Source organism: Sporolactobacillus mangiferae, assembly GCF_023336505.1.
In the GTDB taxonomy this organism is placed as follows: Bacteria; Bacillota; Bacilli; order Bacillales; family Sporolactobacillaceae; genus Sporolactobacillus; species Sporolactobacillus mangiferae.
In genome coordinates, this window is the sequence record NZ_JAMAST010000001.1 from 326,700 (window position 1) to 343,082 (window position 16,383).

At 46.4% G+C, this 16,383-nt stretch carries 14 protein-coding genes and 1 riboswitch; of the genes, 5 read left to right on the top strand and 9 right to left on the bottom strand.

Features of this window, described 5'->3' with window-relative positions:
• Positions 1-17 precede the first annotated feature (17 nt).
• Complete coding sequence (locus tag M3N64_RS01600) at positions 18-554, bottom strand: DUF84 family protein (protein ID WP_249096268.1); 537 nt, start codon at positions 552-554, stop codon at positions 18-20.
• Positions 555-737: 183 nt separating this feature from the next.
• Between M3N64_RS01600 and M3N64_RS01605 the strand changes: the two genes are divergently transcribed.
• Positions 738-1,076 (top strand): hypothetical protein, encoded by a 339-nt coding sequence (locus tag M3N64_RS01605; protein WP_249096270.1) that lies wholly within the window; start codon positions 738-740, stop codon positions 1,074-1,076.
• Positions 1,077-1,094: 18 nt separating this feature from the next.
• Here M3N64_RS01605 and trmB read toward each other — a convergent pair whose 3' ends face one another.
• The 4 genes from trmB to thpR form a co-directional block, all read right to left on the bottom strand.
• Positions 1,095-1,736, bottom strand: coding sequence for a tRNA (guanosine(46)-N7)-methyltransferase TrmB (trmB, locus tag M3N64_RS01610; RefSeq protein WP_249096272.1), 642 nt, complete (start codon positions 1,734-1,736; stop codon positions 1,095-1,097).
• A 484-nt stretch (positions 1,737-2,220) separates the two neighbouring features.
• Complete coding sequence (locus M3N64_RS01615; RefSeq protein ID WP_249096274.1) at positions 2,221-2,952, bottom strand: phosphotransferase family protein; 732 nt, start codon at positions 2,950-2,952, stop codon at positions 2,221-2,223.
• Positions 2,953-3,144: 192 nt separating this feature from the next.
• Entirely contained in the window at positions 3,145-3,939 is a 795-nt protein-coding gene (locus M3N64_RS01620) for a hypothetical protein (RefSeq protein WP_249096276.1), read from the bottom strand.
• 61 nt (positions 3,940-4,000) lie between these two features.
• Positions 4,001-4,558, bottom strand: a complete 558-nt coding sequence (gene thpR / locus M3N64_RS01625; protein WP_249096287.1) for an RNA 2',3'-cyclic phosphodiesterase — start codon at positions 4,556-4,558, stop codon at positions 4,001-4,003.
• A gap of 253 nt (positions 4,559-4,811) precedes the next feature.
• Here thpR and cysK point away from each other — a divergent pair, with 253 nt between their 5' ends.
• The 3 genes from cysK to M3N64_RS01640 all read left to right on the top strand — a co-directional run bounded on the left by cysK (position 4,812) and on the right by M3N64_RS01640 (position 7,099).
• Positions 4,812-5,744, top strand: coding sequence for a cysteine synthase A (gene cysK / locus M3N64_RS01630; protein ID WP_249096290.1), 933 nt, complete (start codon positions 4,812-4,814; stop codon positions 5,742-5,744).
• A 455-nt stretch (positions 5,745-6,199) separates the two neighbouring features.
• Entirely contained in the window at positions 6,200-6,418 is a 219-nt protein-coding gene (locus M3N64_RS01635; protein ID WP_249096294.1) for a DeoR family transcriptional regulator, read from the top strand.
• Positions 6,419-6,688: 270 nt separating this feature from the next.
• Complete coding sequence (locus M3N64_RS01640) at positions 6,689-7,099, top strand: hypothetical protein (protein WP_249096297.1); 411 nt, start codon at positions 6,689-6,691, stop codon at positions 7,097-7,099.
• Between the two features lie 81 nt (positions 7,100-7,180).
• On the opposite strand, the gene M3N64_RS01645 is transcribed toward M3N64_RS01640, so the two are convergent.
• Complete coding sequence (locus M3N64_RS01645; RefSeq protein ID WP_249096300.1) at positions 7,181-8,785, bottom strand: putative polysaccharide biosynthesis protein; 1,605 nt, start codon at positions 8,783-8,785, stop codon at positions 7,181-7,183.
• 411 nt (positions 8,786-9,196) lie between these two features.
• Positions 9,197-11,620: a leucine--tRNA ligase gene (leuS, locus tag M3N64_RS01650; RefSeq protein WP_249096895.1), complete on the bottom strand. Its 2,424-nt coding sequence runs from the start codon at positions 11,618-11,620 to the stop codon at positions 9,197-9,199.
• A gap of 510 nt (positions 11,621-12,130) precedes the next feature.
• Between leuS and mnmL the strand changes: the two genes are divergently transcribed.
• On the top strand, positions 12,131-13,093 hold the full coding sequence (gene mnmL, locus M3N64_RS01655) for a tRNA modification radical SAM protein MnmL/YtqA (RefSeq protein WP_249096314.1): 963 nt from the start codon (positions 12,131-12,133) through the stop codon (positions 13,091-13,093).
• 5 nt (positions 13,094-13,098) lie between these two features.
• On the opposite strand, the gene tbcS is transcribed toward mnmL, so the two are convergent.
• Both tbcS and metK read right to left on the bottom strand, forming a co-directional pair.
• The gene (tbcS, locus tag M3N64_RS01660) at positions 13,099-14,169 is read right to left on the bottom strand and encodes a tetraprenyl-beta-curcumene synthase (protein WP_249096316.1); all 1,071 of its coding nucleotides are present in this window, start codon (positions 14,167-14,169) and stop codon (positions 13,099-13,101) included.
• A 710-nt stretch (positions 14,170-14,879) separates the two neighbouring features.
• On the bottom strand, positions 14,880-16,097 hold the full coding sequence (metK, locus tag M3N64_RS01665) for a methionine adenosyltransferase (protein ID WP_249096323.1): 1,218 nt from the start codon (positions 16,095-16,097) through the stop codon (positions 14,880-14,882).
• A gap of 127 nt (positions 16,098-16,224) precedes the next feature.
• Positions 16,225-16,343, bottom strand: a riboswitch (SAM riboswitch).
• Between the last annotated feature and the right edge of the window lie 40 nt (positions 16,344-16,383).

Genomic DNA, 16,383 nt, shown 5'->3' on the forward strand with positions numbered 1-16,383 from the left:
ATGACTAATCCGCCCGATTATAATTCATCATCAGCCTTGCCCTTCTGATGCGCATACATTCCTTCAATGAGTTTTAAAATATGCAAAAACATTTCCGTCCGTGTGACGCGGCCTTCTGTTAAAATACCGATTGTCCCTCCGCGTGTGTGTACACTCTGCTCATGTGCATAGTCATCGGCCAGATCGCCAAGTTCATGACCGGCACGCACGCCATCGGCAAGTATGTCAGGGAGAAGAATACGTGCACCCCCCGCACTGATTACGTGTCCAGAACGATCAGCCACCGCTGCCCAATTGCATAAATACAGCTCACCTTCAATGTCGGATACGCCGCCTTCCATACCGACACCAAGATCAATCGTCTCATCACGCTCAAGCACTGCCTTAGCTCGGTTGACTGCCCCCTGACGCGTCTCCAGATCCGACATCGGCATCGCAGAAATCCCTGACGGAACGTCGAAGCTGTGAATGTCTGCGTCGATAAACTGTTCCTGAATCAGTTGCCGCAGCGCATTGATTTTCGCCGGATTTTTTGTTCCGACTCCGATCCTCATTTCTGATCCCCCCTCCTTCACTGGATAAACCTTTAATAATTGAATGTTTGCATGTATCCTTGGCAAAACGCATTTATTATTATTATACTTTGATTAAGCACACCTTGCAGAAGCTTAAATAAACGCAGAACAGACCGCATATCCCAGGTCGCGATCTACCTTTGCGAAACCGGAGGAATGATTATGAGCAACCACTTTAACAAAACGCTGATCATTGGCGTCATTGCTGGTTATATTGCCGGAATGACCGTGACCCGCATAATGAATGGAAAAATAACATTAAGCTCAGAGCAAGTACTTGAACGTGTCAAGCACACAGCCAAAAATCAGCTGTCATTTGACGGAGCATGGATCTGCCTTACTCCGCACATCTGGTCAAATGATCAATTGAACCATCTGGTTTATAAAGGTGGGTTGATCTGTAATGAGCAGGGGAAAAACCACCACTACGACTTTGTTGCAGACGCAAAAAGCGGAACCATCCTCCAGTTAAAGAGTCAGCGCCGATTCTCTGGTGCATAGAACTGTAGCGCGTTACATTTATTCACTTGCAATCGCTTCACAGCGATAGATTCTCTGACCTTTTTCAGCAAACTTCTCTTCATATTCAGTTACTACATTGTTCTTCATCTGTGAGTGATGAAGGTCCAGACTGATATTCTGCAATGTAAACCCGTATTTTGAAAAGCTTTCCAAAGAATATTCAAAGAGCCCCTGGTTATCCGTTTTAAAGTTAAGGACGCCGCCTTTCTTAAGCACGTATTCATACTGGGCCAGAAAGGTTGAATAGGTCAGTCTGCGTTTTTCATGCCGGCTTTTCGGCCAAGGGTCACAGAAATTCAAATAAAGTGCATCCACCTCATCCTCAGCAAAAAATTCCGTCAGGCCCCTGGCATCCTCATTGATTAAGCGCACATTGTCAAGTTGCTGATCCAGACATTTTTCCAGAGCCGTAACAATCACACTTTCGTGCATTTCTATGCCTACAAAATTAATGTCTGGATACAGGCTGGCCATTCCGGTAATAAACTGCCCTTTGCCGGATCCGATTTCAACATGGAGCGGTGCCTCCCTGTGAAAAGCATCGTGCCACTCTCCGCTATAATCTTTGGGCACTGGAATAACGATGTCCGGATAACGATCCAGTTTCCCTTTCGCCCAAGGCTTATGACGCACTCTCATGACTAACTCTCCCTCTTCTTTTCACTTGGCTATGTTAAAAATTCATTAATGATTGGGCGCTTATTCGGCAGGCCAAAAAGCATGGAAGGCCTGTCTTTGCCACTTAAATCAGCCGCTTAAAATACAGTACTGCGCATCAGCAGCACATTCATTTTATTGCTTTTCTTCTATTCTATCACGATTAGCGGGGCTGCTACTTCAAAAGATCACCAAAATGTACCTTAAATCAAAAAGCGCACCCGCCCTCAGGAAGGGAAGATGCTCGATTCAATTCTGCTGATTTTATATACAGGCTTTGTTAAAATCTATTGTCCTGTACCTGCCACAGGCGTACACCGCAAGGCTCCCTCAGACAATTGAAAATCTGCAGGCCTCACTGGCACACATCTACTGGGACAGTCTCTCAGGCGGCATGAACATTGCCGCAAGCCAGAAAAACAGCTTTAAATTTAAACATAGCTTATATAGCAAATAACAAGCGGCATTAATGCAATGTCCTGGCAGCATATTCATGAAGCCAAAGCAAGTCCTTTTCAAATAATATCATCTTTTTCATCTCGGCATGTTCCTGATGCCAGAACATGAATCTCAGCGTCATCGCAATCATATGCCATACAAGCCGAAGCCGCAGTGTCTGCGTAAACTGCAGCCCATAGTGATCAAGCCAATCGGCCCACTGGGCTTCTTCAACATACCAGTAGAGCAGCATGGCAAGATCCATAGCCGGATCCGCAATGACTGCCTGATCCCAATCGACAAGATACAGGTTTTTCTCATCATGGCTCAATAACCAATTGTTATGATTGATATCTGAATGACAGACCATTTTCTTTGGATATTCCGCAAGCTCCGCCGTATCTTTAAGCAGGTGCAACGCCTGTTTCAGTGCACGGGTTTCATGCCGCCCCTGTGCCTGCTGCTCCAGCTGCTCGAGTATCTGCGTCGTTGTAATTGGCTTCTTGCCCAGCCGCCTGAGCATCGAAACAAGCGGCTCGGATGTATGAATCTTTTTCAGCAGTGCCGCGACTTGTTCTGAAGCCATTTCTTTTGGCATCAGCACGCGCCCTTTCATCCATTTCTGCGCAGTCAGCACATCTCCGTTATCCATACGTCTCGTCCAAAGCAGCTTTGGCACAATGCCTTCTGCAGAGAGGACCGCAAGAAACGGGGAAGAATTGCGCTTTATAAAAAGCCTGTTCTCCCCAGAACGTGCCATAAAAGCTTCTCCTGTTAATCCCCCGGCGGGAGAAAGTTCCCAATTGTCGCCGTCAAAAAATTGAATCAAAGCATTCCACCATTGCCTTTCCGGATCTGCCCTTCTGCCCAGGAGAAAAACAGACTATGAATAAAAATATACCACGTTCGCGTTCATTCAACAATCATTTAACGGATTGAGTGTCAAAAGTAATCAGTCTCTCGGCTCAGCAACCGTTTCACAATGGATCAGCAACTGTTCAACACAGTCGACTTGCTCACGTTTCATTAACAGCGAATGCTGATCCACTTTCTGGAACCAGCTTCGCTCATTTCTCCGGTCCACAAATTCCGCTTCATAACTACCGGTCCCTGAGTCTTCAATGTAGCATTCGGGCGCGTAGACAACAGATGTCACATTAAATCCCGAAAGTTCGTTCTTTTTCAAAAAAGAGGAAACAACGGCTTGTGATCGGCGAAGCGAGATGAGCGGATTAATAATGGTGCGAATATTGCCGCCGTCTGCAATAATCTTCCATTGTCGTTGTGACACCGGCCTGAAAACAGCTCCATATGCACCTGAAACAGGATGAATACAGCTGATCGTATCGTTACTGATCAGCAGTGAATCAAGCTGCACAGAACCGGATTTAGTTAAGAGAACCGGTTGGAACATAAGAAATGAAACATCATTGATTCCATGGACGATCCTTTTCAGCCAGCATTCTTCGCGAATAGATTCTGGCAACTGCGACTGTTCATAGGCAGTCCGCGTCGACCATTCGATTTGTTTCTCAAATAACCAGTTCTCAAAATCATGAAACCATGACTTCTTATCTTCATTATCGTCAACTCCGCCATACGTTTTAATGTGTGACAGATGATTTTCCCAATTCTGTTTCCACTCTTGCCCCCGTCGCTGCTTCAACCAATGATACCGGTTCGCGTACAATCGGAAATTGTGTTGATATCGTGAAACACACTGATTGATTTTAATGAGTTGCGCCATATGCCTTCCCCTTTATATGTTCTATGGCTATTTTAATACAAAAAAGGACCGAAGCACCGCATTATTTTTTATTGAAAGGAAAAATACATGCAGGTCTGTATTTCCGTGCTTGATCCGGATAAATCTGAAACAGTGTTATATGATCCACTTCCCACGTATGACCGGCAATCGTGCTGGAATATTGCGGTAAATCCACATTCATCATGCCGTCCATCCAATGCCTGGCCAGGGTGATATGCGGATGATACGCGCGTTTATCCGGTTGAAAACCATTCACAGTCAACACTTCAGTTATTTGCTCCTGTAAACCGATGAGTTCCTTGCTTTCCGCAACAGAAGCAAAAAGCACATGCGGATGCCTCCTTTCTCCAAAACCGTCGATGCCAGTCAATGTAAGCTGAAAAGGGTTCTTGTTATCTGCAATTTTTTTGCTGATGCGGCATACTTTCTGTTTTTCTTCATTGTTTAGCGCGCCAAAAAAATAAAGGGTGAGATGGTAATCACATGGCTGAGTTATTCGTTTGTAGCGAACCGTCTTTAGAAAGGTTTCCGCAGTTTGACGCGTCACTCTCTGCAACCGCTCTGCAAGTGGAATCGCTAAAAAGTAATGGCTGATCATGAAAATTCCTCATTTCTTTTCTCTGACCTCTTAAATTGCTTACCTGTATTATAAAATCTATTTTCCAAGCAGAAAATACACCAACGGTCGACCCGGCGGTTATAAATCCTGTATAATAAGACTATTATGATTGGAATAGTGTACGCGCGGAACCTTGAAACAGACGTAATAGTTCCTCTGTACTCATATTTGTTATTTATTCGACACACAAAGAAGAATATCATTGCAAAATTAACTGAAAAGAGAGGTCGTTATGGTAAGAATTGTCCAATCGATTGACGAACTTGTCGGCGGAACGCCTATGGTTCGCTTAAACAGGCTGCCCGATCCAAACGGTGCAGACATTTATGCAAAACTTGAATACTTTAATCCGACCAAAAGTGTAAAAGACCGCGCGGCACTGGCAATGATCCGTGAAGCGGAACAAAAAGGAATTATAGCAAAGGGAGCAACGATTATCGAACCAACATCCGGAAATATGGGTATTGGTCTGGCGATGGCTTCCGTGTCTCGAGGGTACAAACCGGTAATCGTCATGCCTGACACCATGACACAGGAACGAATCAATTTATTAAAAGCTTTGGGTGCGGATGTGGTCTTAACCCCCGGAAAGGATAAAATGCCCGGTGCCATCCGTAAAGCCCGTCAACTTGCAGATACATTGCCGAACAGTTACATGCCCATGCAGTTTGAGAACCCCGCAAATCCAGAAGTGCACCGCCAAACTACCGGTGCCGAGATTATCAGCGATGTCCGTGCACTTGGCCGTCCGCTGCGCGCCTTTGTCGGAGCGGCCGGAACCGGAGGAACGATCTCTGGTGCAGGCAGCGCCTTAAAAGAAGCTTTCCCTGATTTGACTGTACATATTTGTGAACCGGCCGGATCACCCGTTTATTCAGGGGGAAAACCGGGACGGCATAAAATTGTCGGCACAAGTCCGGGCTTTATCCCGGATACGATGGATATGTCTATTATTGATGAAGTCATTGATGTCAGCGACGAGGATGCCTATGAACTGACCCGGCGTCTGGCAAGCGAAGAAGGTATTTTATGCGGCCCTTCCTCCGGAGCCACAGTCTATGTGGCACTCCAAGTCGCCAAGCGATTTAAACCCGGTGATCTCGTGGTCTGTATGATTAATGATACCGGCGAACGTTATCTGTCCGGCGATATATTCCCGCATTAATTTTTCAATCTCCGTTCAATCAACCGACGGAGATTTTTTCATCTAAAACCGTCCACTCTTGTATTTTGCAGTTTTTTTACAGGTACAGAAGTATAAGATTTTGCTCCATATCCAATCAATCATACAATGGGCTGAGCATCAAAGCGGAGGTGCGACCGCGACAATCGAGCAGCCGCAGCGATGATGCAAAACCAATGGAATAGCTCAACGACTTATGAGCGGGCAAAAGTTAAAACGCTAAAAACAAAAAAAGATTTGACATTTAAATTGAAAGAGTTATATTTAAACTGTTAACAGAAAATTATGTGACTTTTTAAGGTAAGATGTGCACACTTAGTCCTTGATTATCGGCGTTCATCTTACAAAACAGGAAACTCTGTGTATGAACTCTTGCTTGATGTTTCGCTCAGTAAAAGCTCTGTCTTTTATTGATAAATATTCTGGGGAGTGATGACTTGAGTCCTTCAACTGATCGAATGCTAAATCGCGTTAGATCCGTATATTTGTTCATTCGGCAACAAGGTACCGTGACAACGAAAGAACTGGTTGAAGAATTTGACATGACACAGAGAACAATGCAAAGAGACTTGAATATCCTCACCTATAATGATTTGGTTCGAAGCCCTCGCAGAGGACTATGGACCGTAACAGAAAAAAAAGTTAGAGTTTCATGAGCTGTTTTTAACAGCTCTTTTTATTTGCCTTTTATGAAGAAAAACCCACAAAATCGGAAAACTCATCTTCCCAAATCGCTGACAAGAGCAGCGTACTAGCTGTGCATATACTGCATGCCCCAAAATCGCACTTTCTTACTTATGTATAAAAATCTCCCGGAGCTGAATTTTTTGCACGACCGCATCCATTATTTTTATAACCATGATTTTTTCCAGACATAGACTATGGTTGAGCAGATAAAGATCTCACTTAAGGAGGAAATGATTTTTATGTATTCAAACGATAGCACCCCTTTTTCACAGCCGGATGCACGTGTTTTTCAACCTTCTTCAGCACCGAGAGGATGGATTGGCAGCACAGCGGACGGTTCAGCCGGCCCGATCCAAAATGAACAGGCGCCAAACACGCAAGCTCCCTTCCCATCTCCTCGCCAACCGGACACCACGTCTGCAAATCAACGTTTTGTGTGGAACGGTTACGAAAACAAGCGGCAGATGATGCCTCAGCCACGCCCGCCATTTAACCCGCAGCAATGGGAGCAAAGACTCCAGCGAATTGAACGGCAGCAGCAACATTTTCAGCAGGAACTGCAAAGACTTGATCAGCGCGTACGCACAATTGAACGTCGTTTAGGATTTCCCGTGCCACCGATCGGCGGTCCGACCCTCCCGCCAAGATAAAAAACGAAGGCACTGACACATGGCCTTCGTTTTTTTGTTGCTATTTTTCAGTCGCTGTTAAACTTTTTACACGAATGGTTGTTATTTTCCCGCGCTGCGTCCCCTCAGCCCACTCATAATGCGACGCAGCAATCCGGTCCACCGCGCCAGAATCAAATAAATTGCAGCGCCAGACAGGACACTGAGCAGCGTAATAATCATCGCATTCCCCCGACTGCTTGGCACGTGACCGCCAGACAGGAAAAAAATGAATTGTATGGTCAGACACATGACCAGCGTATATCCGGCAATGTGGATCATCTGCTGACCGATTCGTGAATAATGATAATCGGTTGCACGCTTAATGGCGATCAGATTAATGAAGATGCACAGCATATAACCGATGTTGGTAGCGATCACCGGGCCAACCATGCCGAACAGCTTCATACACACGGGATTCAGCAATATTTTCACGATCACCCCGGCGGCCAGACTGATCAGAGTCACTCTCTGATGATTTATCCCCTGCAAAATGGATGCCGTCACTTGAAAGAGTGCAAAGAAAATTGCCGTTGGTGCATACCATCGCAAAATGCGTCCGCCAACAGATACAGCTTCCGGGCTAATGTCAAAGAGCAGTCCATGCACCATGTAGCCGAGCATCGATAGTCCAATCGCTGCCGGAATCGTTAAAAAAAGGACCAGTTCAAAGGCTTGAGTGATTTTCTGATTCACGTCATTTATGGCGCCTCTGGAATAAGACTTTATAATGGCGGGCACGGCGCTGACAGCCAAAGAGGTGGCAAGTGTCACCGGGATCATAACCATCTTCTGGTCATTCATCGTTAAATCGGTAATGACCAGCTTGGTCATTGTATCGGAATAGTGCAGATAGTGATAAGCCATAACCTGATCGATGAGCTGGTACAGTTGCATGGAAATGCCGACCGCAACAAACGGGACAGCATAAAGAACCAGTTCTTTATACATGGACGGGTAAGAAATTTTATAGCGCCTTCTTTTCGTATTTTGATCCTGAAGGCGTTTTAAATAAGGACGGCGGCTGACCCAAAAATGGAGCATCACGTAAAATCCGGCAACAGCTCCGACAAAAGCAGCAAAGGTAGCAAGTGCTGCCGCCGTCACTGCCGTACCACCAAATACTTTGATCACAAGAAATGCGCCAACGAGTATAAAAGCGACACGAACAATCTGTTCCACTACCTGTGATACCGCGGTCGGCCCCATTGATTGGAAGCCCTGAAAATAACCGCGCATTAAGCTCATCACCGGTACAACAAGAATGGCGATACTGACGACTCGGGTAACCATGATCACGTTGGCAAGTTCACGTTGCGGCACGCCGTATGTCGCCGCTATGTGCGGTGCACCAAGAAAAAGAATCAAAAAGCCGGTCAGACCGGTCAGGGACATCAACAGAATACCTGATTTAAAAAGACGATTTCCAGACTCGTAATCACCAAGTGAATTATATTTGGACACAAACTTTGAAACGGCAAGCGGCAAGCCCATTGTTGAAATGCTGAGCATAATTGCATAGGGCGTATATGCATATTGATATAAAAAAGAACCTTCCGTTCCCGTTAATGCATTGTATGGGATTACAAAGAGAATACCTAACAACCGCGAAACAAATGAAGCGATCGTCAGGATCATCGCTCCGCGGATCATTTTTGATGCGGACATCGGTCAACGCTCCTAAATCATCATCAATTGGGCCAACTGCCCACAACTCTTAGTATTTTACCACATTATGCCGTTCATACAGCAGACTCTTGTCGATCTCTTGCATGTTTTGTCACATTTTTCAGGTTGGATTTCTGAATCTGCCGGTATAACCTGATACTCAATCTTCAACATGATTCGTTAGTTAATCTACTTATTTTGTTTGCGTCATCACTGTGGCTGCTCGCTGGCACGCGATCAACAGGAACGCTCCGCAGACGCCAGCGCACCTCCGCTTTGACACTTAGACATTGTATTGTTTTGCTAGTTGCTTGCAGGGCAAAATCATATGCTTTCTTCACCCTGTTAAAAAGCCGCTCCAGTACACGTGTACAGGAGCGGCTTTTTTAGAGATGCAGGAGACAGACTATTTTATTTGGCAACAATGTTTACCAGTTTATCTGGAACAGCAATCACCTTTTTGACGCTTTTTCCCTTCAGGATGTCCTGAATACGGTCGTTGATCATTGCTTTGTTCTGCAGTTCCTGCTTTGATGTTCCTTTATCGACCTGCAGGCGGGCACGAATCTTGCCGTTGACCTGGACGATAATCTCGACCTGCTCTTCGACGAGTTTTTCATCATCATAAGTCGGCCATGTCGATTTTTCAATTGACTGATCGTGACCGATGAGCGACCAGATTTCCTCACAGATATGCGGTGCAACGGGTGATAGCAGCTGAATAAAACCTTCCGCCATGTAAACCGGGATTTTTTCCTGCTTATAAGCTTCATTAATAAATGTCATCAGCTGGGCGATTCCGGTATTAAAGTGCATAATTTCAAAGTCCTCGCTGACCTTCTTGACCGTCTGATGATAGACCTTTTCAAATGCTTCGCTGACCTTTGCATCCCGGGCGACAACGTGCGACAGTCTGTGTTCTGATGTAACAAAAAGTCGCCACACACGATCGAGAAAACGACGTGAGCCTTCAATGCCCTTCTCTGACCACGGCTTTGCCGCGTCAATCGGTCCCATGAACATTTCATAAAGGCGAAGCGTGTCCGCACCATGAGAAGCGACGATGTCATCCGGATTAATGACGTTCCCTTTCGATTTACTCATCTTTTCATGATTCGTGCCAAGAATCATGCCCTGATTGACGAGTTTTTGGAATGGCTCTTTGGTTGGCACAACACCGAGATCAAACAGTGCCTTATGCCAGAAACGTGCATATAGCAGGTGAAGGACTGCATGTTCTGCTCCGCCGACATACAGGTCGACCGACATCCAGCGTTTCAGTTTCTCCGGATCCGCCAGCTTTTCTTTATTACGCGGATCGATATAGCGGAGAAAATACCAGCTGCTGCCTGCCCACTGTGGCATCGTATTGGTTTCACGGCGCCCCTTCATGCCCGTTTCGGGATCGATAAACCGGATCCACTCCGTATCGTTGGCAAGCGGCGATTCTCCTGTACCAGAAGGTTTAATGTTTTTCGTTTTCGGCAGTCTTAGCGGCAGTTCTTCATCTGGAACGGCCCTCAGTGATCCGTCCTCCATATGGATAATCGGAATTGGCTCACCCCAGTAACGTTGACGGCTGAACAGCCAGTCACGCAGCCGATAAGTAATTTTGCGCCGCCCAACACCGTGATCAACCAGCCAATCGATCATTTTGGCAATTGCCTCTTTTTTGCCCAGCCCGTCAAGAAAATCAGAATGGACATGTTTGCCATCCCCTGTGTAGGCTTCCTTCGAAAGATCGCCGCCGGCAACCACTTCAATAATCGGCAGATGGAATTTCGTTGCAAATTCGTAATCACGCTCATCATGTCCCGGCACGGCCATAATTGCACCGAATCCATACGTAATCAGAACATAATCTGCGATCCAGATCGGTATTTTTTTCCCGTTAACCGGATTGATTGCATACGCGCCAGTAAACGCACCCGTTTTTGTTTTTGCCAGATCAGTACGCTCCAAATCACTCTTAGCCGCCACCTCGGCACGATACAGATCAATTACCTGCTTTTGTTCCGGCGTGACAATTTCATCAATCAATTTATGTTCCGGCGCGAGCACCATATAGGTCGCACCGAAAAGGGTATCCGGGCGCGTTGTAAAAACGGTCACAGTCTCATTTTTAAATCCGTCAATCGCAAACTGGACTTCGGCTCCCTCGGAACGCCCGATCCAATTTCGCTGCATCTCTTTAATACTGTCGGGCCAGTCCAGTTCTTCAAGATCATCGAGCAGGCGGTCTGCGTATGCGGTAATCTTCAGCATCCATTGACGCATCGGCTTACGGATAACCGGATGTCCGCCACGTTCACTCTTTCCGTCAATCACCTCTTCATTTGCCAGGACAGTACCGAGAGCCGGGCACCAGTTAACCGGAACCTCAGCAATATAGGCAAGACCTTTCTTATACAGCTGCAGGAAAATCCACTGCGTCCATTTATAATACTCCGGATCTGTCGTATTGATTTCGCGATTCCAGTCATAGGAAAAGCCGAGTGACTTGATCTGTCTTTTGAAAGTGGCGATATTCTGTTCCGTAAAAACAGCGGGATCATGACCAGTATCCAGCGCATACTGCTCTGCCGGGAGACCGAACGCGTCCCATCCGATCGGATGCAGCACTTCAAACCCTTTCATCCGTTTCATACGCGCCATAATATCAGTTGCCGTATAGCCTTCGGGATGACCGACATGCAGGCCTTTTCCAGATGGATACGGAAACATATCCAGTACATAATACTTGGGCTTATCCGACTCATCATCGGTTTTAAACGTTTGGTGATCATCCCAGTATTTCTGCCATTTTGCTTCAATTTTTCGATGATCAAAAGCCATTGCCATGGTACGTTCCTCCTTTTTCCAATACAGAGACTAGATGAAGAAAACCTCCCGCCCGGACATTTACTGTCAGGGACGAGAGGTTAAATCGTGTATTCCCGCGGTACCACCCATATTAGCGCCGGACATCTCGTTCGTGCGCTCGCTTAAGTCCCTTAACGCGGGCCAGCGGCATGCAACCCAATCAAGGGTGCACACATCTCCGGGGTGAGTTCGTCTGCTCCCGTACCTGCTCGCACCTGCCGCTGGCTCTCTGAAAGCGAAACACAGACTACTGATCTCCATCATCGTCGTTTCCTTATTCCTATTGTGCTTCCATTTTATTGATATTAACAGAAGATGTCAACTCCAGTGCGAACGGATACTGTGGGTTGCAGTCCTTGCGGCAGATCACAAGCAAGAACATCTATTGCTCCCTAGTTTGCTTTCTGAGTTTAGACGGCCGCTTTATGTTTTCACCTATGTCTGCTAGAATGTCCATTAGAATTGATGAGAGGAACATGCAAAATGACCGAAAAAAAATGGCCGGCACATTATGGACCGGATAAACGCTATTATTCCTGGAACACTTATTTAAGGCATAAATTCGGAGGAAAAGTATTCAAAGTCTCGCTTGATGCTGGTTTTGACTGTCCAAACCGAGACGGAAAAGTTGCCTGGGGCGGATGTACATTCTGCAGCCAGAACGGCTCCGGAGATTTTGCAGGCAATCGCCTTGACAATCTTAAAACTCAATTCATTCTTCAAAAGGAACAAATGAAAACAAAATGGCCGCATGCCGATAAATACATCGGCTACTTTCAAGCCTTTACCAACACATATGCACCGGTCGATGTTCTGCGTGCACGTTACGAAGTAATCCTGGAACAGAATGGCGTAGTCGGTCTGTCCATCGCTACCCGCCCGGACTGCCTGCCGGACGATGTTGTCGATTACCTTGCGGCATTAAACCGGCGCACATTTCTCTGGATTGAACTCGGCCTGCAAACCGTTCATAACAAAACCGGCATCTTGATCAATCGCGCACATGATTATGACTGCTTTGTCAAAGGAGTAGCCAAACTGAGGCGCCATGATATCTCAGTATGTGTCCACATTATCGATGGTCTTCCGGGGGAAACACCGGAAATGATGATGGAAACTGCAAAAGCAGTGGCCGGACTGGGTGTTCAGGGAATAAAAATTCACTTGCTCCACCTTTTAAAAAAGACCGCAATGGTAAAACAGTATGAAAAAGGACTGTTGCAATTTCTTGACTTCCATACCTACGTTCGGCTTGTCTGTGATCAGCTTGAAATGCTCCCTCCAGGCATGATCATCCACCGGCTGACCGGGGACGGCCCTGCTGATTTGATGATTGGCCCAATGTGGAGTTTGAATAAATGGGAGGTCCTTGACGCCATTGATGATGAACTGGCAAGGCGGGACAGCTGGCAGGGGAAGTATTACAAACCGGCAATTTTCAGGTAAATCCTTTACATGCTGCCCTGCCTGATCCTTCGATAAAGCCATCCATTGATAAAAAAGAATACGGCGCTCGCCCCTGACCTGAAAATCAATTTTCGTGCAAGTACACGAACGTCCCTTTGCCGGGCCACTTTTCTGTCGGCAAGATAAATACCAAGCAGCCCGCGATTGATCATCTTGTGAAAGCTTATATCTGGCATACGGTTCATCGCTGCATCTGCCTCTTTGATGAAGTAATTGAACCGGCTGAACATTTCCTGATCACTCGGATAATAATTACAGAAATTCAGGTCGCCCTCCACGCGGTCTTCTTCCTGATCGACAAAGTAATCCATCATAATATGAAGCCCCTGTACCCACGGAAAATAACTGGTTTTGATCCGATCGGCGAGTTCATTCATATTGTGCTCACGTCCAGCTGCATACGAAACAATACAGAAAATGCCCAGTGTCGAACCTGAACAGGCAGCAAATTCATACCAGCTCATTTCAGGAAGACGGGTTTTATTTTTTTGGAACCATGCGATAAGTCTCGGCACACGCTGGTCTTTTTCCACATGTTTATGCACCTGAAGGTCACAATAATACCCGGCCAGTTCGTGCAATGCCGGCTGAATCACTTCTAATAAAGGCAGCTGACTGAGCACTTCCTGACAAGTTGTCACCAGATCACGTAAATAATTTCCGTCATCACAGCCACGCCGGTATCGATAATAATTGACTGGCTCGATTCCGGGCGTCAGTGCATGAAGCATTGATTGATGCAGACAGCGGAAATCTTCGGGATCAAGCGAAACGCTTCGATCACACAGATTGTCCAGATAATCGCTGATTGTCTGATATGCAACGATGAATGCCACCGCGTCTTTCATGTGATCTCCCGCCAAAAGGCTGTAGATTCCGCCTCCTTCACAGTGAAACGTTTTTGTTTCAAGACTTGCCAGTGCCTGCCTGCGCAACTCGGCATCGGGAATATTCTGCGCTCTTTTTTTCCATACCGCTAATTCACGGTGCACCTCAGGAAGCACTTTTTTATATATTTGCGCCATTAATTTAATTGGTCTCGCCGGTACCGACATTGCTGTCTCCTCACTTTAAAATCCTCGGTTTTTAAACCTATCAACTATTATAGCAAACGAACAGTCCACTTATGCAGTACGAGCTTCAATTTTAATCTTAATAATCCGCAAACAGGGGATAAAATACCATTATATGTAACATTAGAAAAACCGGGCATAGCCCGGTCCTTACTTCCGCACGATGTGGTGGCTTCCACGTTGTGCACAGGACGTACTTTCACAGGATACCATTTGACTGCGATTTACCGACCATTCAGCATGATTTACCGGTCATTCCTGCGCTATTTATCGGTCACTAATCATCATTTACCGGTCATCGCGTGTTTTCACAGTTTTCTACCGGAGTCTTTGATCTGTTTGTTTTGTTGGCATCGGCGCTTCAGTTGCTCGCTTGCCGCGGGCGATCTGGAAGCCTCCGCGGGCCTGCGGGGTCTTCCCTGGCTCGCTGATCAACAGGAATGCTCCGCAGGTGCCAGCGCACTTGCGCTTTGATTCTCGGTAAGACACTGGTTTATTGGTTTTCATATGGGTCAAAATCATATACTTTCTTATCTTGTTAGAAAACTTGGCTTCGCCAAGCCTTTGACACGGGCGAAGCCGCCGTCGCACTTATGCTATAATCCGCTAAATTTTAAACTTTCTTATAGTATAAGAAAAAACGTTTTCAGACACCCTCTGGCGTTAAAAAACGTTTTCCCCTCATGATCCGATTATGCTTGGAAGTTAGTTGAAATCTGCTGTTTCAGAATGTCCGCCTTATCGGTTTTTTCCCATGGAAGTTCGATATCCGTGCGACCAAAGTGACCGTATGCCGCTGTCTGACGATAAATCGGACGTCTCAGATCAAGCATTTTAATAATCCCTGCCGGACGAAGATCAAAGTTGCGGCGAATAAGTGCAACAAGCGTCGCCTCATCCGCCTTTCCTGTGCCAAATGTATCCACAGAAATCGAGACAGGCTCGGCTACACCGATCGCATAGGCGAACTGAACCTCGCATTTGTCAGCGAGTCCTGCAGCCACAATATTTTTGGCGACGTATCTTGCTGCATAGGATGCCGAACGATCTACTTTTGTCGCGTCCTTCCCAGAGAAAGCGCCGCCGCCGTGACGCGCGTAACCGCCATACGTATCGACAATGATCTTTCTGCCGGTCAGTCCCGCATCACCTTGAGGGCCTCCAATCACAAAGCGTCCGGTCGGATTAATGAAAAATTTTGTCTGTTCATCGATTAAATGACCTGGAACCGTCGGATTAATGACATATTGATGAAGATCTTTTTTAATCTGTGCTTCGGTAGCCTCCGGGTCATGCTGCGCGGAAATAACAATTGTATCGATGCGCGCCGGATGCCCTTCTTCATCGTATTCAACAGTAACCTGCGTCTTGCCGTCCGGGCGCAGATAGCCAATAGTTTTGTCTTTGCGAACATCTGCCAGCCTTTTCGCCAGTTTATGTGCAAGTGAAATGGGAAGTGGCATCAGCTCCGGGGTTTCATTAATCGCAAAGCCAAACATCAAGCCTTGATCCCCGGCCCCAATCGCTTCAATTTCATCATCAGTAAGCGCTCCTTCCCGGGCTTCAAGTGCCTGATCCACACCCTGAGCGATATCGGCAGATTGCTCTTCAATGGTTGTCAGAATCGCACAGTTCGATGCATCAAAACCATACTTCGCGTTATCATAGCCAATATCCTGAATGGTCTGACGGACGACTTTAGGAATATCCACATAAGTGGATGTTGATATCTCGCCTGTAACGAGGACCAATCCGGTATTTACTACCGTTTCACAGGCAACCCTGGCATTCGGATCCCCTTTTAGAATTTCATCCAGAATGGCATCAGATATTTGATCACAGATTTTATCCGGATGTCCCTCAGTCACCGATTCCGAAGTAAATAACCGTCTTGAGTATTTCTTTGTCATTGTCTTCCCCTGCCTTTCAAACATGATATACAAAATGGTGTCAACGGTACCCGATCCCTCTGCTTTTGTTTTCAAGGCATGAAAAAAGCCCGCTCCGATTAAGGATAGGCCGATTCTTATCGCTCGCCTCTTATTATCAGCGTCAAGAGTCCAAATGACTCTTTTCCCTGCAGGTTAGCACCGTACCATCTGCGGCCGGTTGCCGGGCTTCATCGGGCCTGTCCCTCTGCCTACTCGGAATAAGAGCAGCCGTGTTTAAATCCAATCTTACAACAGGGAATTATCC

Coding starts and splice junctions, on each gene's coding strand:
- M3N64_RS01600 (WP_249096268.1), bottom strand. CDS start 554: ATGAGGATCGGAGTCGGAACAAAAAATCCGGCGAAAATCAATGCGCTG.
- M3N64_RS01605 (WP_249096270.1), top strand. CDS start 738: ATGAGCAACCACTTTAACAAAACGCTGATCATTGGCGTCATTGCTGGT.
- trmB (WP_249096272.1), bottom strand. CDS start 1,736: ATGAGAGTGCGTCATAAGCCTTGGGCGAAAGGGAAACTGGATCGTTAT.
- M3N64_RS01615 (WP_249096274.1), bottom strand. CDS start 2,952: ATGGCACGTTCTGGGGAGAACAGGCTTTTTATAAAGCGCAATTCTTCC.
- M3N64_RS01620 (WP_249096276.1), bottom strand. CDS start 3,939: ATGGCGCAACTCATTAAAATCAATCAGTGTGTTTCACGATATCAACAC.
- thpR (WP_249096287.1), bottom strand. CDS start 4,558: ATGATCAGCCATTACTTTTTAGCGATTCCACTTGCAGAGCGGTTGCAG.
- cysK (WP_249096290.1), top strand. CDS start 4,812: ATGGTAAGAATTGTCCAATCGATTGACGAACTTGTCGGCGGAACGCCT.
- M3N64_RS01640 (WP_249096297.1), top strand. CDS start 6,689: ATGTATTCAAACGATAGCACCCCTTTTTCACAGCCGGATGCACGTGTT.
- M3N64_RS01645 (WP_249096300.1), bottom strand. CDS start 8,785: ATGTCCGCATCAAAAATGATCCGCGGAGCGATGATCCTGACGATCGCT.
- leuS (WP_249096895.1), bottom strand. CDS start 11,620: ATGGCTTTTGATCATCGAAAAATTGAAGCAAAATGGCAGAAATACTGG.
- mnmL (WP_249096314.1), top strand. CDS start 12,131: ATGACCGAAAAAAAATGGCCGGCACATTATGGACCGGATAAACGCTAT.
- tbcS (WP_249096316.1), bottom strand. CDS start 14,169: ATGTCGGTACCGGCGAGACCAATTAAATTAATGGCGCAAATATATAAA.
- metK (WP_249096323.1), bottom strand. CDS start 16,097: ATGACAAAGAAATACTCAAGACGGTTATTTACTTCGGAATCGGTGACT.